The organism is Allorhizobium sp. NPDC080224, assembly GCF_050281005.1.
GTDB lineage: Bacteria > Pseudomonadota > Alphaproteobacteria > Rhizobiales > Rhizobiaceae > Allorhizobium.
Map to the genome: position 1 here is coordinate 13,412 of NZ_JBNNWJ010000009.1, position 26,292 is coordinate 39,703.

Below are 26,292 nucleotides of genomic sequence, written 5' to 3' on the forward strand. Positions count from 1 at the left end.
TCTCAGCTTGCGGCCTGGACGATCACGCTCGGCGGCGGATCGACGGCGACAGCGATGGTGTTTAAGAGGGCGAGGAACGCGCCGATCGGAATGGCGAGGTAGACGTAGCGCATCGGCAGTTCGAGCGAGCCGGACATCAGAGTTCCGACCATGCCGCTGACGGTCCAGCCGTAGTAGACGAGAATTGCCCAGAAGACGACGCTTACGACAACGCTGAAGACGCTTATGATACGTGCCACGGAGGCGGGCACGGCGATGAAGATCGCTTCGACGGCGACCAACATGCCGCGTCGCACCACGACGCCTGCGCCGAGGAAAACGCACCAGATGAGCGCGAAACGGATGAACTCCTCCGACCAGCCAAAAGGCGATTTCAACACGTAGCGCGCCACGACCTGGGCGATCCCGAGACAGGCGAGAAGGCCCATGACGCCCGCCAGGAAATTAAGGACCAGGGCGTTGAGCATGTCGAGCCATCGGATCATCGCCCATTTCGGGCGATGATCTTGCTGGCTCGTCGAAAGGCCGACAACGGCCTCGTTGGACGAGGGTTTCATCGAAGCATCTTTCGGTTACGCGGGCTTACTGCCCGTTCGGGGCCTCGACAGCGGCGACACTGTCGTAGAGATCGGCGACGGGGGCGAACGTCTTGTGGACAAAATCCGTGCCGACCCGCTCCTGGAAAGGCTTCTTGTCCGGCTCGATCAGCGTCATGCCAGCGTCCTGAAGCTGCTTGACGAAGCTCTGCTCGCCCTTCTGCACCTCGTCCGAGGCATAGGCCTTGGCGGCGCCGTTGGCGGCATCGACGATTGCCTTGCGCTGGTCTTCCGGCAAAGCGACGAGGCGGCCGGCATCCATGACGACCACCACCGGCTCGTAGGCGTGCTCGGTGCGCACGAGATGCTTCACGACTTCCGAGAACTTCGAAGACAGGATCAGCGACAGCGGGTTTTCCTGCCCGTCGATGACGCCCTGCTGGAGGGCGTTGAACACCTCGCCGAAGTTCATTGGTGTCGCGGAGGCGCCGAGCTGGTTCCAGGACTGCACGGTGACTGGGCTGTCGGGAACGCGGATCTTCAGGCCGGAAAGATCTTCCGGCTTTTCCACAGGGACCTTCGTGGTCAGCCAGCGCGGGCCGCGCAGCCAGTAGGCGACGACCTCGTAACCGGATTCGTCACGGATGCGCTTGGTGATTTCGCCGCCCACCGGGCCGTCATAGACGGCGTTGTAATGGTTCACGTCACGGATCATGAAGGGCAGCGTGAAGATACGGGCTGTCTCGGACGCCGTCGACAGCACGCCGGCGCCGCCGACCCAGATGTCGTTGGACGAGAACTTGATGCCTTCGAGCAGTTCGCGGTCGCTGCCGAGCGTGCTGTTGCCGTGGATCTCGATCTTGACCTCGCCGTTCGTGGCGGCCGCGACGTCGTCGGCGAACTTCTTCGCCGCCGCCGCGTGGATTTCCGAATCTGGCCAGACATGGCCGAGGCGAAGGACGGTTTGTGCGGATGCACCGGTGGCAAAGAGAGCCACTGCAGCCAGCAGGGCTGCCGTTTTCAGTTTCATGTTCATGTTGGTCTCCTCCCGATTGAACACTAGCTTTGGAAATAGACGGCCTTGACGGTCGTGAAGAACTCCTGGTTGGAATGGCCGATGGAGTAGGCGCCGAAGCCGGACGCCTTGACGCCGCCGAAGGGCATGTGCGCCTCGCTGGCAGTTCCGTGATTGACGTGGACCATGCCGGACTGGCTCTCGCGGGCGAACCGCAGCGAGAGGTTGACGTCGTTGGTATAGACGGAGGCCGCCAGCCCGTATTCGACGCTGTTGGCCACCTCGATCGCCTCATCGATCGAGCCGACTGGAACGACGGCGAGCACCGGGCCAAAGACCTCCTCCAGCGCGAGCCGCGAGGTCTTCGCGACGCCGGTGAACAGCGTCGGCGCGACGAAATGACCCTTGGCGAAGTCGCCGTCCTCCATGGACGTGCCGCCGAGCGCGAGCGTCGCGCCATCCTCCCGCGCATGGGCGATATGCCCCATGACGGAGGCCTTGTGCTGGGCGGTGATCAGCGGGCCCATCGTGGCGCCGGCCTGCCAGGCAGGGCCGACCCTGATCGCCGCCATTTCCGCTTCCAGCGCTTCGGTGATCTCGCGGGCGTTCTTCTCCAGCACGACGATGCGGCTCAGCGCCGTGCAGCGCTGGCCCGAACAGGCGAAGGCGGCGCCGGCGATCTGCCTGGCGATGGTCGCAGCATTGTCGTAGTCGAGGACGACGGCGGGGTTCTTCCCGCCGAGCTCCAACTGGGTGCGCACCAGTCGGCGGCCGGCCTCTGCGTTGATCGCGACGCCCGTGCCGGTCGAACCGGTGAAGGATACGCCGCGCACCAGCGGGTGGCGGATCAGCGCCTCGCCGACCGCGCGGCCGGAACCCAGCACGAGACTGACGACGCCTGCCGGGACGCCGGCGTCACGGAACACGTCCATCAGCCTGACGGCGGACCACGGGGTGAGGTTCGACGATTTCAGGACGACGGTGCAGCCGAAGGCAAGCGCCGGGCCGATCTTGCGAACCGGGGTGACGACCGGGAAGTTCCACGGGCCGATGGCGGCGACGACGCCGATCGGCTCTCGCAGCGTCATGGCGAGGCCGTTGCGCTTTTCGCTGGGCAGCACGTCACCGTCGATACGGCTCGCCTCGCCGGCGGAAAACCGCAGCTCCTTGGCGGCGCGGCCGACTTCGCCGCGCGCCTCCGCCAGCACCTTGCCCTGCTCGGCGGCGAGGATGAAGGCGAGCTCGTCGATTCGCTGCTCCAGAAGGTCGGCGGCGCGGAACAGGATCGCGCCGCGATCCGGGCCCGGCACCTGCCGCCATGAGAGCCATGCCTTGTGGGCCGCGACGACCGCCTCGTCCACTTCGGCCGCGCCGCTGTCGGCGAAACGGCCGAGGAACTGGTCGCGATCTGCGGGGTTGAAGATCTGGGACGTCTTGTCGCCGGCAGGCTTCCATTCGCCGCCGATGAAGTTTCCGTAGGTTCCGCCAACGGCTCCGGCGAGCCAGTTCAACATGTCGGACATCGTCATTCTCCTCCCCGGCCGCTCAGACCAGCTCGGCCCTAAGCAGGGCCTTCATGTCGTCTTTGGTCGGCTGGCGCGGATTGACCGGCACGTTGCCGGACAGCATCGCCTCATCGACGATCTCGTCGAAGCGGCCTTCCGTGACGCCGAAATTGCTGAGCTTTGCGGTGATGCCGACATCGAGCTTCAGCTTCTCGATGGCCGAGACGGAGAGCGCGGCAGCCTCCTCGACCGAAAGACCGGCGGTCTTCTCGCCGAAGATCTCGGCGATGCGGGCGAACTTGCGGGGGTTGGCGAGATGGTTGAAGCGCATCACCTCCGGCAGCATGATGGCGTTGACCAGGCCGTGGGGAATGCCGAACTTCGCGCCGAGCGGCATGGCGAAGGCGTGTACCAAGCCCAGGCGCGTGCTGTTGAAGGCCATGGCTGCGATGGTGCTGGCGAGCAGCATGTCGCCACGCGCCTCGACGTCGGAGCCGTCGGCGACCGCCTTGCGCAGGCTCCTTGCGATTAGCGTCATCGCCTGGTCGGACATCGCCTCCGAGATCGGCTGCGTCGCGGTGTTGACGTAAGACTCCAGCGCGTGGGTCAGCGCGTCCATGCCGGTGGCGGCGGTGATCTGCGGCGGCAACGAAAGCGTCAGTTCCGGATCGAGAAGCGCGATCGCCGGGCAGTTCAGCACGCTGCCGACGCTGATCTTGGCCTTCGCGACCTTATCGGACAGCACGGACCAGATGGTGAGTTCGCTGCCCGTACCGGCCGTGGTGGGTACGGCGATCACCGGCGTGCCGGCCCTCGGCACCTTGCCGATGCCGACATAATCTTTGATGTTGCCGTCGTTGCCCAGCATCAGGCCGATCGCCTTTGCGGTGTCCAGCGCGCTGCCGCCGCCGATGCCGACCACGAGGTCGCAGCCGTTCGCTTTGCCGTGGACGGTGCCCTCGTCAACGGAGCGGGTCGCCGGATCGCTTTCGACATCGGCAAAGACCGCGTTGAAGATCGAGGCGCCGGTGAGGATCGCCTGGACGCGATCGATAAGGCCGGCGCGCTGCACGCCGGGGTCGCCGACGACCAGCACGCGCGAGCCGCCGAGGGCCTTGACGAACTCCGGCAGCCGGGCGATCGCGCCATTGCCGAATTCGATCTGCGTCGGGATGTGGTAGGAGAATGCACGCATGGTTCGTTCTTTCAGGACAATTGAAGTTCGTTGAGCGAAAGGCCGTAGGCCGCGCCGAGGGCGTTGAGTTCGTCCTCGACCTTGGCCGGCAGCGTGATGCCGTCGCGGAGACGACTGGCCTCGAGCCGGCTTTCGATCTCGCCCGCGTAGAAGATTTCGTCGACGCCGCCCGCCCGGGGCTCCAGCTTCAGAAGGCGGATGTAATCATCGAGGCGGTCCTTGAAGGTTTCGAGCGGCATCCAGCGCGCAATGTCGAGCACGATGAACATGTGACCGACGTTCTGGGGCTCTTCCCAGTTGTCGTACATGTTGTTCACCGAGGGGCCGAAGCCCGCGCCGGTCAGCACGCCGCACAGGATGTCGATCGCCATGGCGAGGCCCGAACCCTTCGCGCCCCCGAGCGGCAACACAGCGCCGTCGAGAGCGGCATGGGCGTCGGTCGTCGGATTGCCGTCCTTATCGACAGCCCAGCCGAGCGGGATCGCCTCGCCCTTGCTGGCCGCGACGATGATCTTGCCGCGGGCGACGAGGCTCGTCGCCATGTCGAGAATGAAGGGGACGTCGGTGCCGGTCGGAAAACCGAAGGCGATCGGGTTCGTTCCCATGAAGGGCCGCACACCCCCTGTCGGCGGCATCGTCTGGGACGCGTTGGACATGACGATCATCGCCAGCCCCTGCGAGACCGCCTGCTGCAGGTAGTGCGCGCCGGTGCCGAAGTGGTTGGAATGACGGACGCCGAGAATGTAGGCGCCGTGGGTCTTGGCGCGGGCCATGGCGATGTCCAGGCCGCGGGCGCCGACATAGGCGCCGAAATTGTTGCGGCCGTCGAGCAAGCCGACCGGCCCGTCGTCGCGCTCCAATTGAGGTTCGGCCTTCGGATCGATCATGCCCTCGGCCATGCGCTTCAGGTAGACGCCGAGGCGCACCACGCCGTGGGAACTGACGCCACGCAAATCGGCCGCGACAAGGCTTTCGGAGACCGCACGGGCCACGGCGTCCGGCGCACCGGCCGCCGTCAGTAGCTTGGTGGAAAAATCGACGAGTTTCGAGGCGCTGTGGGCCATGGCGCTCACAGTCCCTTGGCGCGCAGCGTCTGGTCGACCCAGGTGCGGTCGACGGTGCCATCGGCGATGCTGGCGAGGATGCCGGTCTCGCGGGCCTGCTGGGCGACCGCGAGCGCCAGGATCTCCTCCGCGTGGCTCTGCGGAACGGCGAGCACGCCATCCTCGTCGCCGAGCACGATATCGCCGGAGGAGACCACCATGCCGCCGACCGTGACCGGCACGCCGACCTCCCCGGGGCCGTCCTTGTAGGGGCCGCGATGGGTGACGCCACGGGCATAGACCGGCAGGCCGCTCTTTGCGATCGCGCCGGAATCGCGCACCGCGCCGTCGATGACGAAGCCGGCGACACCGCGGGTGATTGCGTAGTTGAGCATGATCTCGCCGATGATGGCGTTGGTGAGATCGCCGCTGGCGTCGACCACGATCACGTCGCCCGGCCTGGCGATGTCGAGCGCCTTGTGGACCATGAGATTGTCGCCTGGGCGGGTGCGCACGGTCAGCGCCGAGCCGCATAGCACGGCATCACCGTGGAAGGGCCGCAGGCCCGTGCCGCCGGCGAAGATGCGGTGCATGTTGTCGCTGACGATGGCGGTGGGGATCGTCCGAAATTTTTCGACGAGTTCCTTGGACGGACGACCGAAGCCCTCCATTACGCGAAATCCTAGCAATGTAACCTCCCGAAACGCAGTCGCGTTTTTTGTTCGTGTGGGGGATCATAGGCAGCCCTTCTATTGACGTCCAATACATTATGAGCCTTCTATTGATGCCCTGGAGGTATTACCGATGCTCGAAATCCGTCAGTTGCGCTATGTGCAGGCCGTGGCCGAGGAACTGCATTTCGGCCGGGCGGCGGCACGCCTGCACATCGCCCAGCCGGCGCTGTCGCGGCAGATCCAGCAGATCGAGCAGCAGACGGGTGCCGCACTCTTCGTGCGCACCCAGCGGAAGGTGGAACTGACGGCCGCCGGCGCGCTGATGCTGGAGCGCAGCCGCTCCATCCTGCGCGAACTCGAGCAGTTGGAGCAGGATGTGCGCCGCGCCGGCAAGGGCGAACTCGGACGGCTCACCATCGGCTTCATCCATTCCTCGACCTACGGGCTCCTGCCGCGAACGCTGCAGCGTTTCCGCGATCTCTACCCGGACGTGGAGCTGGAACTCAGGGAGATGAGCATCGCCGACCAGGCCACGGCGCTCGCCCGCGACCATATCGACGTCGGACTGACGCGGCCGGCCCGCTATGCGCCGGGCATCGAGACGCTGTCGATCATGGAGGAGGATTTCGTAGTCGCGGTGCCGGCCTATCACCCGCTGGCCTCGTCGGCGTCCACGCCGCTGGCGCGGCTTTCAAACGAGCCGTTCATTCTCTTTCCCCGCGCCAGCAGCCCGCTGTTCAACGCCTCGATCCTTAGGATGTGCGAGACGGCCGGCTTCACCCCGCAGGCGATTCAGACGGCGACGCAAGTGCACACCGTCGTGGGCCTTGTCAGCGCCGGCATGGGGGTCGCGATCGTGCCGGTGACCGCCAAGAACATGCAGGTCTCCGGCGTCGCTTTCCTGCGCATCCAGGAGGACCCGCCGCCGGTCAGCGTCGTGTTGGCCTGGCGGACGAGCCGCGAAACGCCGTCGCTCCGCGCCTTCCGCGCCATCGCGTTCAAAGTCGGCGAGGAGTTCATGGCCACGCAGGCGCGAACTCGGCGCGGAGGTGATGTCTGTTGATTATGGGATGGCCCGCCCTTCCGAGGACATCGAGTATGATGTCCTTCTCTTGAAGGGAAAGGAGCCGAGCCATGCATATTTCCATTTTGGGTATCGACATCGGGAAGAACAGCTGCAGCGTTGTTGGGGTGGATGACCGCGGCGCTGTGGTTGTCCGTCGAACGATGCGGCGACAGACATTGATCGAATTCGTCGAGAAGCTGCCGACCTGCGTTATCGCGATGGAGGCTTGCTGTGGGGCTCACCATCTTGGCCGACTATTTACCGCGAGGGGTCATGAGATCCGGCTGATGTCGCCGGAATATGTCCGCCCATATGTAAAAGCACAGAAGAATGATGACAGAGATGCCGAGGGCATTGCCGAGGCTGCATCTCGCCCGACGATGCGGTTTGTCGAACTGAAGAGCCAAGAACAGTTGGATATCCAGACATTGCATCGGGTTCGCTCAAGGCTGGTTGCGGAACGGACGAGCTTGATCAACCAGCTCCGTGCGGTTCTTCTGGAGAGAGGTGTCATCTTCGCCGTAGGCCGCGTGAAGTTCGAGAGCGCCCTGGACGGCCTCCTTGCCGAAGCTGATGAGATCCTGTCTCCGCGCATCCGCAGCTTGGTGATCGAATTGCGGGACGAATGGCGAATGCTTGACAAGAAGATCGAGGCGTTGAACGCAGAATTCGTAGCACTCGCCAGGCAGAACAGCGCGATGCGCCGCCTGACATCGATTCCCGGTATAGGCGTGCTCAACGCCACGGCACGTGTTGCCGCAATTGGTGACGCCGCTAGTTTTAAGCATGCCCGAGATCTCGGAGCATGGTTGGGGCTTGTGCCACGACAGTTCACCACCGGAGGCAAGGCACGTCTGCTTGGGATAACAAAGCGCGGCAACACCTATCTGCGAACCTTGCTGGTCCACGGCGCTCGAGCGGCAATGCACACGCTCAGTCAAAGTGCTACGCCAATCGGGCAATGGCTCCAGACAATGTTGTCCCGAGGCGTCCAGCGCAATGTCGTGATTGTTGCCCTGGCAAACAAGCTCGCGCGTATCGCCTGGGCGGTGTTGCGCAAGGGGCAGCCCTATGAGCGGACCTATGGCGTAGCGGCAATCTGAGTCACTGGCTGCCAGGAGCGCAGCCTACGATGTTTGCGAGTGGAATGGAGATGGCCTGACAGTTGATCGGCGTTCGGATAGCCCAGCAGTGGAAATGGTTCATGGAAACCGAGTTGATTATTGTGGCTCTGAGCGTGCGGATAGGCGTCAGTTGGCCAACTATACCGATCAAACTGCGTATGGTGTCATGCGGGAGGTCATGAATGAGTCTGAAGAGTTCAACCCGATCATCGGCCTCTTCAGGATTTTTACCGTAGAGATGAGGTGCTGCGGCATGAATCATCTGCATCGGCAGGAACCCAAGGAGCTCGGAAAGGTGAATCATTCGAGAGACCGTCAGTCGCGAAATGTTCAGTTCGTAGCGGCTGTAGACCACTCGAGCGAGACCAGCCAGGGTCGCGAAATCACTCTGGGTCAGACCAGTTTTCGCGCGTTCGTCGAGTAGGAATGCGGAAAGTTTTGCGTCGGTCTCGCCGAAGCTGACTATGCCGTCGAATCCCTCCTTGCGGTACAAGGGTCTCTGGAAATCTGGATCTGTAGTCTCAACCAGTTCCCTTGATTTGATATAGTCGGATAGCCGGCGGACATGCCGGACTGCTGCATCATCATGGCAAGCTGTTCATACCCCCGCGAGATCCATACCGAACGGCTCACCGAGCTTGATGTCCCCCAAAACCCGTCTCCCCGTATGCCCAGCTCGTTTGAGAGTAATCTAGAACGCATTCGTCTGAACCGGAACTGAAAACACTGCCTCGATGCTATGCAGCGGGCTTGGAAGACTCCTTCCCGCGCGATTAGGCACTCACACCACACCCCTCTGCGCAATCGTTCGCTCGCCCCACGTCCTGATTTGCCGGAGAAATGCGTACGTCGTGGAGCAGGCAAGGTGCCTCTACAGAATGCGCCTATTTGCGATCTGACTGTGACTGCTTTCAACGACCCGACGAGACTCTTCCATAAAAGTGCGCCGCCGTACCCAACCGACCCCATTGACTTTATCATTACGGTTTCATATTTTTTCTTTGTGAAACCGATTTGGAACATGACCATGGCCGGAAACAATGTCATCGCATTCCGAAATCCAGCTAGCCCGATCGCGCATTTCATCCGCATCGGCGAAGCTCATAAGAAGTTTGGCGAACTCTATGCCGCGGGAAGGCTGCCCATTCGACGGGTCGTCATCGAGGCATCACGCCTTCTTTTCCAAAGAGACTTCATCGCCGATCTTCGTCGCGATGGCGTGGAGATCGTGCTCGATACGCAAGTCGCCGAACTGAGCGCGAAAGCGCGCTTCGCAGGTGCTGTTCGCCACGCACCTTGGGCCGTTGCGGGCGAGTTGCTGGGTCCTCAGCATTTTGCAGCAAACGCATCGACCGATATCATAGGTCAGATTGCCCGTTTCGCCGTGGCGCACAATATTGACACAGTGCTTGCCCCAACCCATTTCCTCGCCGACCCGGACCACCCGGATTGGCTATCGATCGATCGAACTTCCTGCCTTGCCTTGCGCGCAGCACTCGATCGTGAAGGTGGGAAGCATATTGCTATCGATTACCCGGTCATCCATTCGCATGTCGCGATCAACGACGGGTCACAGCGCAGCGAGGTGGTAGGCGCACTGAACGACCTGCCCTTCGATAATCTGTGGCTGCGTCTTTCCGGCCTCGGCCATGAAGCCAAGCCGCAGACCACGCGGCAATTCCTTTTGTCGCTGCAAGGCATTCATAATCTCGGATGCCCGATCATCATCGACCACCTTGACGGTTTGCTTGGCCAGGCCGCGTTGGCATTCGGCGCCGCTTCCGGACTTGCACACGGCATCATGGAGCGAAACCAGTTCGACGCGCGATCCTGGCATAAAGAGCCTGAACCGCGCGACGAGGAAAGCGGCTTCGGCAAGACGACCTACATCCCCATTCCCGGGCTGGCGAAATCCCTGAAACGTAACGAATTGGAATACTTGTCCAATGCTCGCGGCGGTAAACGAGCGCTTGGGTGCCAGGATGTATGCTGCTCCCATGGTGTGACGAATATGGTATCCGACACGCGCCAACACGCGGCCCGGCAGGCCTTTGCTGCCGTGGAAGTGTTTACTCCCGTGCCGGATCATAATAGGGAGCAGTTCTTCCTGGAAAAGCCGCTGCGTGAGACCGAACGCATCGCCAGGACCATCAAGGACCTCCGGCCGAACGCCAAGGACGCGGCCCGGTTCGGTATCGATGAGAAGGGAGCTGCGAGCTTGACGAAACGCCTAACGGATCACCACGGCCGCGTCGTGAAGCTTGGCGACACTCTGACACTGATGCATGAAACTCGCGGAAAAGGTGCTCCGCGTGCCAAAACGGCGTCCGGCCCACGTATTTCAGGTCATTCCGATAACATCCAGCAGATGCGATAATTGTCATGCAGGGAGCAGTACCCAGATTTCTAAACGAGATCGGCGAAGCCGGTGGCCTGAAGGGTACCGACATCGCCAATATCATGGACGTGTCGAAAGCAACCGTCTCACGTTGGCGCGCGGGCGATATCAAACCTCAGCCACGCAATGAGCTGATCCTCTCTGATTTGCACTATGTAGTGACCCGTCTGACGGACTATTATTCATCGGATGAGATCCGGACCTGGCTTTATGCCCGCCATCCGCAACTAAACGGCGAGCGGGCGATTGACCTTATCCATCAGGACCGTGCTATCGAAGTGCTGAAGGTAATTGACCGACTCGATAACGAGGTTTTCCTGTAAAGCATGGTTCACACGCGTAGAAGCCGGGACAATGCACTCATCGACGCGATCGAAGCCCTTACACCTGTTCGGTTTGAAGGCACTGTATGGCGGGTGGTCCGTAAGGGACGATCACCGGTCGATTGCGCGCGTGCTGGCGGCCGTTGGGACGACGGGACCTTCGATGTGCTCTATACCTCGCAGCAGCGCGATGGAGCGATAGCGGAGATGTACTTCCATCTCGGCCGCGGGCAGCCCGTCTTTCCGTCGAAAGTGGAATACGGGGTGCATGAGCTAGACGTGACCGTTGATCGCGCGCTTCAGCTTGTGGATCTTGATGCGTTGCGAGCTCTTGGCCTCGATACCTCCCGTTACGGGCAATTGTCCTACGACCGAGCAAGTGACGAATACCCACGGTCGCAAGATATCGCCGAAGCCGCGCATTTTCTTGAGTTCGACGGCCTCGTCGTCCCGAGCGCACGATGGAAGTGCATGAACGTAATTCTGTTCTGCGATCGCGTGCCGCCTGACTCTATGGAAATCACTGCCGACCACGGTCTTATAGACTGGCCTGTTTGGATCAAAGCCAACGCGCGTTAGGGGAGCGCCCAGCCAAGCATCACGAAAGTCGCCCGTTTTACCGACTGGTAGAGTCACAAATTCAACAGGCCAAAGTATGACACGGGGAGAACATCAGGGAGAACGTATCGATCCGGAAACTGCGCTCCCGAACCTACTCAGGATGCTATTTGATACAGATGACGCGGACACTCTGACGATGTTGTGGGCCGTCCACGCGCTGCAAAACGACCGGTCGGAAGCGGCCGCGAAGCACCTCAACTTTCCACCGCAGGCGCACACGTCGAGTATGGATTCGCCGTTCGCCGTTTTCCCTTGGGACATCGAAACGCTGATCACCCTGATGTCGAACACGCCCAAGTCGGTTTCACCACCGTGGCTGAGGCAACCGATGAATGTTCGAGAGTTCAATACTGTCGCGACCCTCATAAATTTCCTGCGCGCCGCAGATGAATATGAGGCTGGTGACAGGGTGACGGTCGAGAACGTCTTAAGGGAGATGCACCGTATCGCTCATCGGACCTTTGCGTGGCAGCGAGGGTGGGCCAATGTGCCGGAGACGTACCGCAGCCTTTTCATCTACAGCCAAGGTTTGAGCGGGCGATATTTCGAGGAGACGTATGGCCTCTCGATTGTAGATTTCTATACAGTGGCCTTCCTGTATATGTCCGTCTTCTTTCAGAAGCCGTGGACCACCGCTGTCAACGACTTGGGATTCTTCAACGACATACGAGATAAGGTACGTCCGGCAGAGCGCCTGCTCGCCGCAGATAATTTAGATGCGCGTAGGGAATCTCTCAACCTGTTGCGCCGCTACGAAAAGTCCGCGGGGAAGCGGCTCCCGATAATATATCGGCCGAGCTACCTGCGAATGCGCCCGATGCTGCAATTCACCACAGAGGGGGAACCAGTATTCATCGCTCCTCTCCCCACCCTGTTGCTGCACCGAGCTACGGTCGGCCTTTACTACGATATCATCAAGGGCGGCACGCAGGTCAGAAACGACGCCGGCGCCCGTTTCGAGGAATATTGTCGTAAGTCGATAAAAGCTCATTGCCCAGCGTTCGAGGTTTCCCCTCCGGTCAAGTACAAATTCAAGGGAAACTCTGTCGAGACCCCCGATGTGATCCTGAAGTTGGACGGTCAGGTGGTAGCCGTCATGGAGTGCAAGGCCAGCAAGCTAACATTTGAAGCACAGTACGCAGAGAATCCCATCGAAGACGCCCAAAACGGATATGTCCAGATTGCGAAGGCGATCTTCCAGATGTGGAGGTTCTTCTCGCATGTCCGGCGACAAATGGTGAACTTCGTGATTGCCGAAGACGCACCGGCCGTGGTGCTGACGCTGGACGCATGGACTCTCATGTCGAGCGACTTGCGCAACGCGGTGATTGCGGAAGCGCGCCGGATGGTTGCCGAGAAGGAGCCGGAAATCATCAAAGAGGACCAACGCCCCCCCGTGTTCTGCCCTCTACACGAGCTGGACCATCTCCTCCTCGTTTCATCGGAGCAAGACCTGCTGGATGGGATGAAAGCAGCTATTCGACCTGAATACGACGGATGGGCATTGCTGAACGTCAGGGAGACGGTTGCTGATAGGTTGCCGCGACAGAAGCGCTATGCGTTTGACCCCGCCGAGTTCATTGGTTGGTGGGGAGAGTTATCTAAGCGAGACCGTTAAGACACGTCAGGTCGCCTGCTCTCCGGAAGCAGTTTCCGCCTCCGCTAAAGGCGCCTTCTTAGGCACCCGCCACGTTGCGGACTTCACGACAGCGCAATATGTATCGAAGGCCTCTTCACTCTCGAACGACCGTTCTACAGCCTTGAACTCAGCGATCCGCTCGGGTGTCACTTCTGAACGGCCATTTTCCAGTTCACAGTTGAAAATGTCGATCTTGTCAGCCGGCGGACGGGTCTTGTCATCCTTCAACACGAAATTGGCCTCCCCCATTGCGCTTTTCAGGCCTTCAAAGGCCGCTTCCAAGGTTTCCAGAGAATTGCTGGAGAGGCAAACGTCGTCCATGTAGACGGATGCCGTGATGGCCTCGCCAAGCGATCTGAGATATTCTCCCACCGCCGATCTTGAAAGAACAAGCGTGGCCAAAATGGGGGACTGTACGAATCCATATGGCAGCACATAGCCACCGCCGGGGTAAGGATTTTTCACGGTAGACCATCGAGCAAACCGCTCGGCATCTTGAATTTTGGTTTCCTTGAGGACGCGCTTAACTCGGTTACGACTGATGCTGTAGAAGAAGCGCTCGATGTCGACGCGGCAGAAATACTGGTTCTTCCGGTGATCGTGCAGGGCACGGATATGGGTGCCTTCTGACAGATGGTAGATGAAAGGGTCGAGTGTGACCGCCGCCTCAACGAGGTCTTTCACCTTGTACCCGATTTCACGGCCCTTCTTATTGGGCGCAAAAACCGGCTTGCCATTTTTCTTGTACTGATAGGCGAAGTTTTCGAGTGCGAGGACCATAGTTGACGACCTTGTCGAGAATTTCGATCAGGAACATGGCCAGCTTATAAGCCAGCAGCATGCCCTTCACTACTTTCTCAACAAGGTCACGGTTTTCGGACTTTTTGTTCATCCTCATTCCTCCTTGCTACATACCTCCGGCAACCAGCAACCCTTGCAAGGGTCGTCAACTGAGAGGAACCTAAGTGCCTCGAAACTACTCCAGGGACCATCAGGAAACCATCAGGGTGGAACAGCGGGTGGGATGTGGTTATCGCCGAGAAGTAATGAGCGGTATATAACTTCTCCCGCATAGGTTAGCAAGCGGCAAGATCTACGTTTAACAGGTTGCGGCGCGGTAATATTCCGTCGGCTTATCGCTGTTGAAAAAGTTCATCGATCTGGACAGGTTCGGTCGCGTGCCGTCCATCACCCAACATTCAAACGTTAGTCGAAGGCATGCAGCCTTATGCCCTCAACGTACATAGTCAGTGAAGTTATCGTTCCAGAAATGATTGACATTACAAACCCCCCCACGCCCGAAACCTCCCCCTGCCCGTCATCTCCCTCAACCCCAGTTCCTGCACGATCCGCCGCGCACCTTGCGGCGTGACCTCAAGCGTCTTCGCCACCATGCCGGCCGAGATCAACGGCCGCGATATGACGAGCTCCACTACCTCCGGCAGCCTGGATGACGTTCGCCGCCCCTCCAGTTTGCGCATCATCATCTGCCGCGCCAGCACCAGCCGGTCATGCTCCTTCAGCCCCGTCTCGGCGGCAACCGTCAGCGCCCTTACGATCGCCAGCAACCGCGTCTCGCGATCACGATGCCGGCGCCTATCGACGGGAATGGCTTTGAGCCCAAGATTGATCGCCGCGAGATGGGTGCCGGTGGTGACGCCACCTTCCCGCAGGATCGAGGCGGCCAGCAGCCTGCCTAGCCAGGGCGCATGCTGAAGCACGGCAATCTCGTTCCAGGCATCGAGCGCCACGATGGCCTGCAGGACCGGCGGCAGATCCTGGGCGCGAGCCAGCACGGCCTGCCACTCCGCCAGCCGCTCGTCCTCATCCCAGTCAAGGTCGTAAACGAACGGATCCTTTTCCGGAGCGCTTCTGGCGCGCGCCGGCTTCTTCGCCTCTTCAATCGCGGCCTCGGTGCGGGCGAGCACCGCATCGATCGCGGCAAACGCATCACTCAGGCCGTCGGCATCAGGATCTTCGGCCTCCCCTACCCCAGCCCCAGTGCCGCCCACCTGAACATTGCCATGAGACACCCCCTCCCCGTCTCCTACCGATGATGCCGCGGGCCACGCCCGCCCGCGCAGGGAGGCGAGGCCGGGGCTTGAGAGCGCCCAACCAGCTGGATGGGCGGCGATGCGGCGTCGGGTTTTCAGGATGTCGCGGGCGATGGTGAGTTCATGGGTGGGAGCGCGGATGTCCCGGAGCGCGTCATGCAGGACGAGGTCTTCGAGATGGACAAGTTCCCCATCGACCCAGAGCGAGGCATGCGCGTCGAGGAAATGCGAGCGCTCCAGAAAGCCCTCGCCAACGGGAGATCGGGCGATGCGCTCGTCGAGACGGGTGAGCGCAACCGCTGCCTCGGAGATCGGCCTCAACAGGCTCTGGATGGGCAATTTTGTCAGATCGTAAGACATTGAATTTATGGTAAATGATTCGTTAAGAGAAAGCTATATGGGTAATACGGTTCTGTACCTCGCACAAATGAGGCTGGTGCTTCTGACATCCGATAAGTATCTCTTATCAGAGGTGATTGATTTCGAGTCGCAAATCAGAAAGAATCCGGTAAATCCACGGCCGCCCGGCCGTCAAAGCCGTCGATCCGGAGCGTTTTTTAGTGATCAAGCAAGCTGGTTCGAAGAACCCCGTCGAGCGCCGCGCAGACGAACTCGATACGATCGCAGCCGTCCTGCCGATCGACCGTCGCGATGAACTGGCTGAACTGCTCACCGACCAGGACATCGAAACGCTGCGCCACCTGGTCAACGAGGGCATGGGCGAGAACACCCTGCGCGCCCTTACCTCTGACCTTGCCTATCTGCAGGCCTGGTCGCTGGCTGCGACCGGCGCCTCCCTCCCCTGGCCGGCGCCTGAAGCTCTGCTGCTGAAATTTGTCGCCCACCATTTGTGGCAGCCCGACCAGCGTGACATCGATCCTCATCATGGCATGCCAACTGACGTCGAGCAGAGCCTGCGTGATCAGCGGTTCCTTCGATCCTCCGGCCCGCATGCACCCGACACGGTGCGCCGGCGGCTTGCCACCTGGTCGACGCTGACGAAGTGGCGCGGCCTGACCGGCGTCTTCTCATCCCCTTCGCTGAAATCCGCGATACGCGTCGCCGTTCGGGCGACGCCGCGGCCAAGGAAACGCAAGAGCGCGAAGGCGGTGACCGGCGACGTGCTGGCTAAGCTGCTCGCGACCTGCAGCACCGACAGCCTTCGTGACATCCGCGACCGGGCAATCCTAATGGTGGCGTTTGCGTCTGGCGGCCGCCGTCGCTGCGAGATTGCCGGGCTGCGCAGGGAGCAGCTCACCGTCGAGCCACCCATCACCGTCGAGGGTGCCCCTCCCCTACCGTCACTCGCCATTCATCTGGGTCGCACCAAAACGTCTGGCTCCGAACACGATGAGGTCGTCTACCTGACTGGTCGGCCGGTGGATGCGTTGAACGTATGGATGGCTGCGGCGAAAATCGAACGCGGGAGCATTTTTCGGAAGGTCGATCGTTGGGGTAATGTTTCGAAGCGGGCACTGGAGCCGAGTGCGGTCAACCAGATTGTCAAGCAGCGGGCGACGCTGGCCGGGCTGGAGCCCGGGGAGTTCTCAGCACATGGGCTGCGATCTGGATATCTAACGGAAGCAGCCAACCGAGGCGTTCCGCTGCCAGAAGCTATGGAACAGTCGCGCCATCGTTCAGTGCAACAAGCGTCAAGCTATTACAACAGCGCGACACGGCGGAGCGGCAGGGCAGCTAGGCTTCTAATGTGATTGAAGGTGTCCTTGCAATTACGGAACATAGTTCCATGAATGCAAGGATGATAAAGCGTATGAGGCGCAGCAGTACCGCGCGTCCCGCCTCAACCTCGTCGTCGCCGCGATCGTGTACTGGAGTTCGACCTATATGGCCGACGCGCTTGCGCATATACATTCGACCGGTAAGCTCGTCGAAGATGCGATGATAGCGCTTGCCTCACCGGTCGGTTGGGAGCATATCGCATTCGCCGGCGATTTCCTCTGGGAGCGGGCGCTCGACGTAGGTCACGGAAAAGGCTTGTCATCTCTGACGGAACGCGAGCAGCCTGAGCATTCTGTACCTGTTTACGCCAACCTTTGTTCAGCGGGTAACCAACGCGATGCCCTCTCTATGGGGGATGTCCCATGGTCAACGCGTCGAATTTTCAGCGAGCGCGACGACGAGAGCAGATGAGGGCTCCCGACCGTACCGCGGCTGGGTAGCTATCCGATCGGCAACCCTTGCCGGGAGTACTCCGTACATGCTCGTTGTACATCACCAGATCTAGTGGTAGTTTAACGTCGAAGCCCAAACTGGAGCCAACAATGCCTCAGACCCGCTACAAGATCAGTGAGGCGCGCAAGAATTTCGCCGAGGTGCTTAATCGCGCCAATCAGGGCGAAGAGATCATCATCATGCGCGACAACGAGATTTATGCCCGTATCGGTCCGGCTGATCCAGCCGGCAAGAGGCCTTTCGGTCTCCTGGCGCGGCGGGGTCTTCCGGACGACCTGTTCGACGAGCACGATCCTGACCAAGCCGCGATCGACGCCGGCGACTGGAACGACGACGTCGGTGTCTTTCAAGGTGAAGCGGTAGACTGGGGCAAGCGCTCGTGAAGCTTATTCTCGATAGCCATGCAGTCTATTGGTGGACGATCGGTAGTGCCAGACTTTCACTGAATGCACGCTCCCTAATCGAAGACAAGAGTAACGCCGTTCTCGTCAGCGCCGTCTCCTTCTATGAACTCGACAACAAGATGCGGCTGAAGAAGCTCGACCTGAAGCCGCAGGAATTGCGCGCCGCTATCATCCACAGCGGCTTCCAGACTCTAGCCATCAGTGACTTGCATGCGGAACTTGCGGCGGCCTTCGACTGGGAGCATCGGGATCCATGGGACCGGATCCTTGCAGCGCAAACACGGCTCGAGCATTGCGCACTGATCTCGACGGACAAGGTGTTCGATGCCGTGCTGCAGGATAGGCTCTGGTAAGGAGAAAGCGGTGAGAATTCTCGTTGACGTAAAGGAAGCGGCAGAGCGGCTTGAGGAGCTGATTGATCTGTCATTCCGTGGCGATGAGATCGCAATCTGTCGAGCGGAGATACCGGTCGCGACGCTCCAACCGATCGCGCAGAAGAACACCTCTTATGAAGATTTTCTTTCTCTGGCGCAGGAGGGTCGTAGAAACGTGCCACCCGGCACAACTTCCGATCACTCCGATTTTTACGATGATCACGGTCTGCCGAAATAAGCGCCGTTGACCGCCGGGTCCAGGATATCGACACGACTAATGCAGTCTTCCCAGTGGAGCGGCGCGACAAACTGGTGGGACTTATGGACAACCACGATGTCGAGATGCTGCGCATCTGGTCAATAGGGCATTTACGAAAACACCCTCAGTGCTCTGACGTCTGATCTTGCGTATCTACACGCTTGGTCGCTGGCTGCCACTGGTTGCTCGCTGCCTCGGCCTGCACCTTCAGCACTGCTCCTCAAGCTCGTTGCGCAGCACCTTTAAGGCCTTTTACCGAGGATATTCGGTCCGGACTGATCGCGACCTGCACGCCGGGGGCCTATGAGATCTCAGAAAGCGCGCTATCCTGTTGGTCGCCTCGGCCTCGGGCGACAGGCGCCGTAGCGCAATCGCGAGCCTCAGGATCGAACAGCTGAAGCCGAAAGAGCCGATCCGGGTAGATTGGGCCCCTCCCCTGCCCTCTCTTTTCATTCATCTCGGTCGCACCACGACCAGCGGTGTCGACAAAGATGAAGTGGTTTATCTCCGCGATCGACCGGTTGCTGGCTTAAAGATGCGGACTGCAGCTGCGAAGATCGATAAAAGACAGTGTCTTCAGGCCAATCGATCGGTGGGGCAATGTTTCACCTCGGCCGCTAACCCCGAAGGCCATCCGCGACATCGTCGAGCAGCGGATAGAACTGGCAGGCCTCGATCCGCGGGGGGTATTCCGCCAAGGGACCGCGCTCGGGCTATCTGACGGATAGCTGCCAATCGCGGCATTCCACTGCCAGAGCCGATGGAGCAGTCTCGTCATCGATCCGTCCACCAGGCATCCAGCGACGACAACAACGCCCAACGGCGCAGTGGCCGCGCGACCATGCTCCTGGTCCAGGCACGGCACAGAGCTTGGTTTTCATTCGTGGCCAGCGCCGTCTGCTTTTCGATTGCAGTGCTGCTTTGACAGCGTGTCAGCGCCAACTGACCAACGGCTGCGTTGAAATCCGATCGCAAGGCTTTGAAGTCGGTGGCAAAGGGCTCGTTCAGGCGGAATGTCAAATCACCACTCGAGAGGTGCTTGAGGCCTTCCGCAAGACCCGACGCCGCCTTGGCCATCTGCTCGGCCCGTATGGTGTCAGTGCCTGCGGACATCACGCGACCAATCTGGGACACCGTAGATCTCGGCGGAGATTATGCGGTGAGCATCATTCGTGATGACGGCATGCTTGTGGCGCGTTACCCGCTGCCTGAGACGACTTTAGGCATGTCCGGCTACATCCTCTTCACAAAGTATCTCAAGGAGGCGCCGTCTGGTACCTATGTTGCAGAGACCTCACCAATGGATGGCGTCAGGCGCGTAGTCGCATACCGCCGGGTGGAAGGCACCCCCTTCATCGCAGTGGCGGCCGCAGACTACGAGTTCCTGATCCAACCACTTCAGCAAACCGCTCTAAGACTGGGATTTGTTGCCGTCGTGATTATCGGAGCTGCTGCTGTTGTCGGCTGGCGGATTAGGCATCTCCTCAAAGCTCAGGAGCTGCAATCAGCGCAACTCGTCAAGGCACTCGAAATCAACGAAATGCTTCTGCGTGAAATTCATCATCGAGTGAAGAACAACCTGCAGTCCGTCATGTCGCTGGTTCGCCTTCAAATGCGTGGTCAAGAGGGCTTCGAAGCATTAAGTAGCCGGATCAAATCGATGATCGCCGTCCACGAGCAGATCTATAAAAACGATGCCTACGCAAAAATAGACGCTGCAGACCTCATCCGCACTGTCGTCTGCAGCGCAGTTTCGGCACATGATGCAAAACTTCATGTCGAGTTCGACCTGCAATCCGCGCCGGTATCCGCTGACAAGGCGACAGCACTGGCACTGCTGGTGAACGAAGTTGTGACGAACGCCATCAAATATGCTTACCCAGATGGCGAGGGGGGCTTGTGGATTGCACTGACTGTGACAGACGCTCACGGCAAGAGCCAGCTCACCATACGGGATCAGGGTGTAGGTTTTGACGTCAGCGCTTCTTCTTCTGGCACGGGTACGCGCCTGATAGAAGGATCGGTCCGCCAGTTAAATGGCGTCTTTAACTTCCAATCAGAGACCGGAACCACGCTCTCGGCGAATTTGACGCTCGGCTGAGAAGTCACCCGTGTCAAACGAGTGGCAGCCAGGTGCCGGCAGTAGCGGGTGTCTCTAGAAATCCGATGCGGCCTTTTGCGTGCATTCGTTTGCGTCGAGCACCGGGCCGGACATTCCAATCAGAGCGGCCAGGCCATTCTTGGATCCGAGGTAGCAAATGATCTCACCTCGTTGGCTGCCACCATATCAAATTTTTGCTGTGTCCAGCCAGAATGTCGACATCCCGAATCGACAGTCTGATTATCGCAATACTCGTATTGCTGCTGCGTCATCGCGATAAGGCAAGGGACTTGCAAACTCGACTAAGTCGAACACGTGCAGTGATATTGCCATACTACCCGCCTGAGGCAGCAGATTTCCAACGCATCTGCGAAGAACGTCACGGGCCGCGGGCGAGTGATGAAACGATAAACTCTCATCCGTTTTCCCCGGAGCCTAGCTGAAGATGTCCGAACCTTCAGGCGGTCAAATCAGCGAGCGTAGGCGAGGGGAACTGCAGACATGCCCACGCCATCATTCTATCTCATTGCGACAGAGCAACTCGCCTCCCCGAGCCATTGCTTTCAGTTCCTCTTCGCTTCGAAAACCCGACTTGAAGAGAGCCACCAGCTCTTTCGCCAAGCCTAGCTCCTTGTCCTCATCGGAACCGTCGACCTGATCTCGAAACAGATCAGCGAGTACCCTGCGCAATAGTGCAAGCCCCTGCGGGCCGATCTCTTGCTCGTCATCGAAATAATTCCCGCCTACCAACGTTCGCCCCCTCATTTCCGCTAGCATTGATCAGTGATGACACAACATTCGTGAGCGTCACAACACATTCTCATATTTGGTCCGCACGTATCCCTCACTTCATGGAATCGCCCTCAGGGCACGCAATCCATCCATCCTTCAGAATGGTGCCACTAGAGCTGTTCAGCAGGGCCCATAACTACATGAATTAGCACAAGAAAAAGCGATTCTGTACGGCTGACAACGGACTTTAATGGATTGTCCAAGATGAACTTCCAATCGCAGCACTCGGCTCGAGTGGCGACTTTCTCCGCTCGATAGCCATCAAGCTCATTCTGACTCGGAAGAAACCAGGTTCCCTCCCGCGCAGACCGTGAGGATCCTTCCTACCCAGTCGCCAAACGCGCCTCCCCGTTCGCACGCAACAAGGCCATGATCATTGGCCCCAGAGAAAACTCGCCCCGGCTGGTCCGCCGTGTCAGATCACGCAGATAACCGCCCGCCGAATTGATGTGCCCTGCCCTTTCGAGGATCGCGGCAACCGCAACAGCGGCATTTTCCGCTCCCATCACCTCACAGGCCTCCTGATATGCCGAGGCACTGATACCGAGCATCGACCTGACCACCACGGCGGCCTGCATCAAGTCGCGCCAGGCCGCGATTGATCCCCCAGGACCATAATCACTAATCTGCGGGCAGGCCTTCAGCACCATGCCTAATGGGAAAGCCTTCATCGGCTCGCTCTGGACTTTCCGTTCCTGCCTCGGCTTTTCCCCCTGCTCTTTTCCAGAGCTAGGTTCAAGTTCATTGAAGGATTCGGTATTTGAATTCTGTATATGACGCTCATTTTCGGCGGCATTGCCGCTCATATTTTCAGAAACTAACGTAGTTTCCAGCAAGTTGGAGACATCCGCGCGCAGAACATACAGCTCCGAGAGGCTTCTCTCGATCACCTCGATCGTCAGTTTGCGCGGAAGGCGGGCGATAATCTGAATGTAGCGGTCCTCGAGAGCCAGCCAGTCGCCGCCAGCCCCCTCCTCCAGGGCCGCAGAGATTAGTTTACGAATATCTCGCCGGCAAATTGTCAGTGTCTCCTTTGCACGCAAGAACCGCCGGCGATCAGCGACAACCTGCTGCGCAAGCATTGCAAGCTCATCGCGACGCGCCAAGAGCGGGGCGAGGCTGAAGCCAAAGGCGTCTTCCACACTGCCGTCCCGCCCCTTATGGGCATAGCGCTTGCCGTTCGGACTGTCCTTACGCACAATGAGGCCGACCTCGATGAGAGCTGCGAGATGACGGCGAAGGGTGGCATCGGCCATCCCATGCGCCCGGAGGCTCAGTTGAGCATTGGAGGGGAACACCACGAGCCCTGCATCTTCCGAGAGCTCACCTTGCGGGTAAAAGCTCAGCAGCGCATCCAGGACTGTCAGAGCCCGGTCGGGAATGCCGATAAGCAGCCGCGCTTCGCAAATGTCGCGAAACACCTTCCATTTATCAACGGAGAGGCCAGGCCTGGCCTTGGCAGTTTCGATCTGCCTGGAAACATGGGCGAGCTTAATCGCCCCCCGCCCGAAGGGCGTGGTTATAGGATGCCTGTGCATTTTTCTTCACCTTCTTGAAGGCAACAGAAAACTGCTCACCAAAAACGGTGCCAAAGACTCTTGACTAGAATTCCCGGAGATGCGATTCTCAATCTGCTAGGATATGAGGAAGGCTTCCAGGGCGGCGACGCTTGGGGGGCCTTTTTCTTTTGCGTTTCTACTCCTCTTAAGACTTCGACTGTTTGCGGTATTCGGCGTGCAGCCGCTCCAGATTGTCAGCAATGAAACGACCGAAACTGGCCGCCTCCTTGGACTTCAAGGAAATCGAAAAGCTCTTGCCGGCCCCCTTGAACTCCGCTGTGACCGCGGCATCGTCCGACTGCCAATGACCTGATGGGCGCATCTGGCGGCGGGGCTTGTTGGCGTTGCGCGCAGCCATTGCCACGCGCTCAAAACGTTCCTCTGATGGCAAGCCGTTGAAGCCTTCCGCATTGACGGCTGTCTCGGCTTGACCGAGCGCATCGGGATGTTCAACTGCCGAGGCCAGATCGAGCCAGCGATCGCGACCAATCGTCTTTGCTGCTCCAATAGCCTGGATGATCGTTTCGGGTACACGTGCCGTGACAGACAGCATTCGCGTCAGAAGGGCGCCATCGATAGACAGAGCCAGCTGAATCGTCCGGCGGTCGTGTCCGATTGCCTGGAGATGGTGGGCAAAGGCTGCTCGTTCGATGAAGGAGAGATTCTCACGGGCAGAGTTTTCCTGCCCCTGGGCAATCACGTGATCGACATCCGAGACATGTTTCACCACCGCCTTGACGGGGCGGCCAAGAATGCGCGCTGCTCGGACACGCCTGTGTCCAAAGACGATCTGATATCGCCCCTTGTCGGTCGGGTGTGGCCTGACCAGAACAGGCGTATCCTGTCCGCGCTCTCGAATTGCCTCGATCAGTTCGTGGAATGCCTCTTCATCCTCGCCCATTCGGTCTGAGATGAAGGACTTGTCGATCAATGATGGATCGAGCTCGGCGACAGTTTCACCGACCAAAGCCTGGTCGGCAATCGCTGCCTTTTCAGCCAGTTCGCTGAGCGAGCTGATCATCGACCTTGACGCGCCGCGATTGGCGTAGCCGGGCGTTGCCTTGCGCTCGGTGCGTGGACCGTCGGCGGCCGTGATATTGGCAAAGATATCCTTACGCGCCATGATCTGCGTTCCTCACGGTATCCAATCTCCTGAAAAGCCTCAACAAAAGGCCATTCTGTACGGCTGACAACGGATCACGCACGGCGCCGCCCCCAGGCTGTTTCCAAAAGGTCGATGACCTCACCGTTAACGAGGTCCATGGCTTCTCTTGCTCGATCGTAGGTGGCGGATGTGAACTGCGATCGCTCGACTTCATAAAGTGTCTGTTTCGTCAGGCCTGCGTCAGACACCGCCGTGGTTTTCACCATGTGATTCTTCATCATTTGCTGCGCGAACATCGACTGCATGAAGCCGACCATTTGTTGTTGCGGCACGTCCATCGGCTCAAAACGCGTGATCAGGTAGCGGAACCAGTCGAGGCTGACATTGACGCCAGCGCCTTCAACGCTCTTGAGAATGTCACCGAGCATCAGAAGGAACTGCGACATGGACATGATATCGAGCATCTGCGGATGCACGGTGATCAAGACGGACGTCGCCGCCGTCAGCGCAGTCAATGTCAGGTAGCCGAGCTGCGGTGGGCAATCGATGACGACAACGTCATACTGATCATCGACTTCGGCAAGTGCGGTACCGATGCGGGTATAGAAGAGCTTGCCCTCCATCGAGTCCTTCCGCTGCATCGCGAGCGGCGTCTCATATTCGTATTCCTGCAGTTCCAGGTTTGCGGGAACGACATGCAGGTTGGGAAAGTTTGTCGGCTGGATAATCTCTGTGATCGAACGACGGCCTTCGTCGTAGCGAATGGCCTCGTAGAACGAGGGCTTCTCATCAAGCTCTGGCTGAATGCCGTAAAGGGCAGTCAAGGATGCCTGTGGGTCGAGGTCGACCGCAAGCACACGATAACCGCTCAAAGCGAGAAACTGAGCCAAGTGGGCGGATGTGGTCGTCTTGCCCGAACCACCCTTGAAGTTGACGACGGCAATCACCTGCAGCTTTTCGCCGGCACGCCTTTGCGGCACACGGTCGAGAAGGGCCCGCAGATCGTTCATCTGCGCGGCGGTGTAATATCTGCGGCCTGTCGACGTCGTATAGGGTTCGCCACCCTTGCCTTGCAGATGCAGCTTTTTCAGATAGCTTGGCGACACGCCGACGAACTGCGCCACTTCGGCCAACGGAAACAGGCGCAGCGTCTTTTGTGCGTTTGGAGGAAACTTCTCCATCCGCAGCATGTCGAGCTTGCTCGAGATCTCACCGCCCTGTTCGAGGATGATATCGGCAAAACTCGGCACTGGATCCAGCGACGCTCGTTTCACATTCATTTGCCTAGAAACCCTTTGTCACGATATTTTCGCGAAAACACGGAAATTATCGTGACTGTTATCCGATTCCTAAGGCTTGGCAAGCAATATGCCTGCCTGATTGAGGCGAAGTCCCACTCAGCGAGGACTGGAATTTTCAGCGCCTTTGGCAAATGACGTTGCGATTCCAGTGACTTGGCCAACAGCCGTCGAGAAGCCACGACCACAGATTTGTGGTTGCATACCAGCCCAGGGCTCGGCTGAAGGGCGCAAATCTATCCCAATTGGTGCGGTCAAAGCGATTCTCTTGGCAACACAAGCCCGACTCACCTCAAGTTCCACTCCATCCACGATTCAACAGATTTGTAGCTAGACCGATCTTGGTCCGTCCGTTCTGCTGGAGACCTCAACCCGAGGGTTCTCTCATGCAGCTGATTGTCGTGGACGAAGTTCAAACGCCTGAGCACCGGCATCTTCTTGAGGAGATGTGGCGCCTGCGGGCCCGCGTCTTTGCCGGGCGCTTGAACTGGCAGGTGAATAGCGAAGACGGGCTGGAACGCGATCAGTTCGACGACCACAGCCCGACCTACATCCTGGGCATAGAAGACGACGTCCATGTTGTCGGCTGTGTCCGACTTCTGCCGCCGCTGCGCTCCAGCATGCTGCGGGAAGTCTTTCCCGAGCTTCTCGATGGAAGAAGCCTGGCCTTGCATGAGCGCATGATCGAAAGCTCGCGGTTTTGCATCGACCGGTCGGGAAGGGCAGGGGGCGCCAGCGCTTCCATCATCCATTCGAGAACCCGCATTCTGCTTGCCGGAATCGTCGAATGGAGCTTGGCTCGCGGGTATGACGAGCTGGTAACGGCCACAGATGTGAAATTCGAGCGCCTTCTCAAGATGGTGGGCTGGCCGTTGAAACGGCTTGGCGCTCCGACACTGATCAATGAAACCCTCAGCGTGGCTGGATCGCTCGCCATTTCCGACGATGTGCTCAAGCGCCTCAAGCCACCAGGATACCGTCCCTTATATGGGCAACTAGGAAGAACGGGATGAG

Annotated in this window: 25 protein-coding genes and 2 pseudogenes; 14 read left to right on the forward strand and 13 right to left on the reverse strand. The window is 59.4% G+C overall.

The window, feature by feature from the left end; all coding sequences use genetic code 11:
• Window positions 1-2: 2 nt before the first annotated feature.
• Genes ACQKP1_RS24605 through ACQKP1_RS24630 form a run of 6 tightly spaced genes read right to left on the reverse strand, consistent with a single transcriptional unit; the run spans window position 3 to window position 5,965 of the window.
• Window positions 3-557: a TRAP transporter small permease gene (locus ACQKP1_RS24605; protein WP_291093540.1), complete on the reverse strand. Its 555-nt coding sequence runs from the start codon at window positions 555-557 to the stop codon at window positions 3-5.
• Between the two features lie 25 nt (window positions 558-582).
• Window positions 583-1,572, reverse strand: a complete 990-nt coding sequence (locus ACQKP1_RS24610) for a TRAP transporter substrate-binding protein (protein WP_427207527.1) — start codon at window positions 1,570-1,572, stop codon at window positions 583-585.
• Window positions 1,573-1,595: 23 nt separating this feature from the next.
• Window positions 1,596-3,074 carry an aldehyde dehydrogenase family protein gene (locus ACQKP1_RS24615; RefSeq protein WP_427207526.1) on the reverse strand — a complete coding sequence of 493 codons (1,479 nt, stop codon included), beginning with the start codon at window positions 3,072-3,074 and terminating at the stop codon, window positions 1,596-1,598.
• 22 nt (window positions 3,075-3,096) lie between these two features.
• The gene (locus ACQKP1_RS24620; RefSeq protein ID WP_427207524.1) at window positions 3,097-4,251 is read right to left on the reverse strand and encodes an iron-containing alcohol dehydrogenase; all 1,155 of its coding nucleotides are present in this window, start codon (window positions 4,249-4,251) and stop codon (window positions 3,097-3,099) included.
• 11 nt (window positions 4,252-4,262) lie between these two features.
• Window positions 4,263-5,315, reverse strand: a complete 1,053-nt coding sequence (locus tag ACQKP1_RS24625) for an Ldh family oxidoreductase (protein ID WP_427207522.1) — start codon at window positions 5,313-5,315, stop codon at window positions 4,263-4,265.
• Window positions 5,316-5,320: 5 nt separating this feature from the next.
• Window positions 5,321-5,965 carry an RraA family protein gene (locus tag ACQKP1_RS24630; protein WP_116171231.1) on the reverse strand — a complete coding sequence of 215 codons (645 nt, stop codon included), beginning with the start codon at window positions 5,963-5,965 and terminating at the stop codon, window positions 5,321-5,323.
• 133 nt (window positions 5,966-6,098) lie between these two features.
• Between ACQKP1_RS24630 and ACQKP1_RS24635 the strand changes: the two genes are divergently transcribed.
• Entirely contained in the window at window positions 6,099-7,031 is a 933-nt protein-coding gene (locus tag ACQKP1_RS24635; RefSeq protein ID WP_427207521.1) for a LysR substrate-binding domain-containing protein, read from the forward strand.
• Window positions 7,032-7,102: 71 nt separating this feature from the next.
• On the forward strand, window positions 7,103-8,137 hold the full coding sequence (locus ACQKP1_RS24640) for an IS110 family transposase (RefSeq protein WP_427277363.1): 1,035 nt from the start codon (window positions 7,103-7,105) through the stop codon (window positions 8,135-8,137).
• A 1-nt stretch (window position 8,138) separates the two neighbouring features.
• Here the strand turns inward: ACQKP1_RS24640 and ACQKP1_RS24645 are convergent, their stop codons facing one another.
• Entirely contained in the window at window positions 8,139-8,651 is a 513-nt protein-coding gene (locus ACQKP1_RS24645) for a helix-turn-helix domain-containing protein (protein WP_427207674.1), read from the reverse strand.
• 534 nt (window positions 8,652-9,185) lie between these two features.
• Between ACQKP1_RS24645 and ACQKP1_RS24650 the strand changes: the two genes are divergently transcribed.
• The 4 genes from ACQKP1_RS24650 to ACQKP1_RS24665 all read left to right on the forward strand — a co-directional run bounded on the left by ACQKP1_RS24650 (window position 9,186) and on the right by ACQKP1_RS24665 (window position 13,118).
• Complete coding sequence (locus tag ACQKP1_RS24650; protein WP_427207675.1) at window positions 9,186-10,535, forward strand: hypothetical protein; 1,350 nt, start codon at window positions 9,186-9,188, stop codon at window positions 10,533-10,535.
• A 5-nt stretch (window positions 10,536-10,540) separates the two neighbouring features.
• A complete protein-coding gene (locus tag ACQKP1_RS24655) occupies window positions 10,541-10,879 on the forward strand; it encodes an antitoxin Xre/MbcA/ParS toxin-binding domain-containing protein (protein WP_060585355.1) in 339 nt (112 codons plus the stop codon).
• 3 nt (window positions 10,880-10,882) lie between these two features.
• Window positions 10,883-11,458, forward strand: a complete 576-nt coding sequence (locus tag ACQKP1_RS24660; RefSeq protein WP_176952428.1) for an RES family NAD+ phosphorylase — start codon at window positions 10,883-10,885, stop codon at window positions 11,456-11,458.
• A 76-nt stretch (window positions 11,459-11,534) separates the two neighbouring features.
• Window positions 11,535-13,118: a hypothetical protein gene (locus ACQKP1_RS24665; RefSeq protein WP_427277364.1), complete on the forward strand. Its 1,584-nt coding sequence runs from the start codon at window positions 11,535-11,537 to the stop codon at window positions 13,116-13,118.
• 6 nt (window positions 13,119-13,124) lie between these two features.
• Here ACQKP1_RS24665 and ACQKP1_RS24670 read toward each other — a convergent pair whose 3' ends face one another.
• The 3 genes from ACQKP1_RS24670 to ACQKP1_RS24680 all read right to left on the reverse strand — a co-directional run bounded on the left by ACQKP1_RS24670 (window position 13,125) and on the right by ACQKP1_RS24680 (window position 15,553).
• Window positions 13,125-13,919, reverse strand: coding sequence for a reverse transcriptase domain-containing protein (locus ACQKP1_RS24670; RefSeq protein ID WP_427207678.1), 795 nt, complete (start codon window positions 13,917-13,919; stop codon window positions 13,125-13,127).
• Window positions 13,849-14,031, reverse strand: a complete 183-nt coding sequence (locus ACQKP1_RS24675) for a hypothetical protein (protein WP_176952425.1) — start codon at window positions 14,029-14,031, stop codon at window positions 13,849-13,851. The genes ACQKP1_RS24670 and ACQKP1_RS24675 overlap by 71 nt, the downstream gene beginning before the upstream one ends.
• 388 nt (window positions 14,032-14,419) lie before the next feature.
• Complete coding sequence (locus ACQKP1_RS24680; RefSeq protein ID WP_427277365.1) at window positions 14,420-15,553, reverse strand: RHE_PE00001 family protein; 1,134 nt, start codon at window positions 15,551-15,553, stop codon at window positions 14,420-14,422.
• Between the two features lie 200 nt (window positions 15,554-15,753).
• On the opposite strand from ACQKP1_RS24680, the gene ACQKP1_RS24685 reads away from it, so the two are divergent.
• The 7 genes and pseudogenes from ACQKP1_RS24685 to ACQKP1_RS24715 all read left to right on the forward strand — a co-directional run bounded on the left by ACQKP1_RS24685 (window position 15,754) and on the right by ACQKP1_RS24715 (window position 20,524).
• Window positions 15,754-16,905, forward strand: coding sequence for a site-specific integrase (locus ACQKP1_RS24685; RefSeq protein ID WP_427277366.1), 1,152 nt, complete (start codon window positions 15,754-15,756; stop codon window positions 16,903-16,905).
• Between the two features lie 61 nt (window positions 16,906-16,966).
• A pseudogene (locus ACQKP1_RS24690) lies at window positions 16,967-17,344 on the forward strand (Tn3 family transposase); the annotation flags it as partial.
• Between the two features lie 131 nt (window positions 17,345-17,475).
• Entirely contained in the window at window positions 17,476-17,769 is a 294-nt protein-coding gene (locus tag ACQKP1_RS24695; protein ID WP_427277367.1) for a type II toxin-antitoxin system Phd/YefM family antitoxin, read from the forward strand.
• A complete protein-coding gene (locus tag ACQKP1_RS24700; RefSeq protein ID WP_427277368.1) occupies window positions 17,766-18,143 on the forward strand; it encodes a type II toxin-antitoxin system VapC family toxin in 378 nt (125 codons plus the stop codon). The genes ACQKP1_RS24695 and ACQKP1_RS24700 overlap by 4 nt, the downstream gene beginning before the upstream one ends.
• A 10-nt stretch (window positions 18,144-18,153) precedes the next feature.
• Window positions 18,154-18,402, forward strand: coding sequence for a type II toxin-antitoxin system Phd/YefM family antitoxin (locus ACQKP1_RS24705; RefSeq protein ID WP_427277369.1), 249 nt, complete (start codon window positions 18,154-18,156; stop codon window positions 18,400-18,402).
• Window positions 18,399-19,348, forward strand: a pseudogene (locus ACQKP1_RS24710) (integrase). The gene ACQKP1_RS24705 and the pseudogene ACQKP1_RS24710 overlap by 4 nt, the downstream one beginning before the upstream one ends.
• A gap of 234 nt (window positions 19,349-19,582) precedes the next feature.
• Window positions 19,583-20,524 carry a sensor histidine kinase gene (locus ACQKP1_RS24715; RefSeq protein ID WP_427277370.1) on the forward strand — a complete coding sequence of 314 codons (942 nt, stop codon included), beginning with the start codon at window positions 19,583-19,585 and terminating at the stop codon, window positions 20,522-20,524.
• Between the two features lie 1,115 nt (window positions 20,525-21,639).
• Here the strand turns inward: ACQKP1_RS24715 and repC are convergent.
• From repC to repA, 3 genes are all read right to left on the reverse strand, one after another.
• Window positions 21,640-22,854, reverse strand: coding sequence for a plasmid replication protein RepC (repC, locus tag ACQKP1_RS24720; protein WP_427277371.1), 1,215 nt, complete (start codon window positions 22,852-22,854; stop codon window positions 21,640-21,642).
• Window positions 22,855-23,020: 166 nt separating this feature from the next.
• A complete protein-coding gene (gene repB, locus ACQKP1_RS24725; protein ID WP_427277372.1) occupies window positions 23,021-23,998 on the reverse strand; it encodes a plasmid partitioning protein RepB in 978 nt (325 codons plus the stop codon).
• A 74-nt stretch (window positions 23,999-24,072) separates the two neighbouring features.
• Complete coding sequence (gene repA, locus ACQKP1_RS24730; RefSeq protein ID WP_427277373.1) at window positions 24,073-25,260, reverse strand: plasmid partitioning protein RepA; 1,188 nt, start codon at window positions 25,258-25,260, stop codon at window positions 24,073-24,075.
• A gap of 404 nt (window positions 25,261-25,664) precedes the next feature.
• Between repA and ACQKP1_RS24735 the strand changes: the two genes are divergently transcribed.
• Window positions 25,665-26,291 (forward strand): acyl-homoserine-lactone synthase, encoded by a 627-nt coding sequence (locus tag ACQKP1_RS24735; protein WP_427277374.1) that lies wholly within the window; start codon window positions 25,665-25,667, stop codon window positions 26,289-26,291.
• The last annotated feature ends 1 nt before the right edge of the window (window position 26,292 follow it).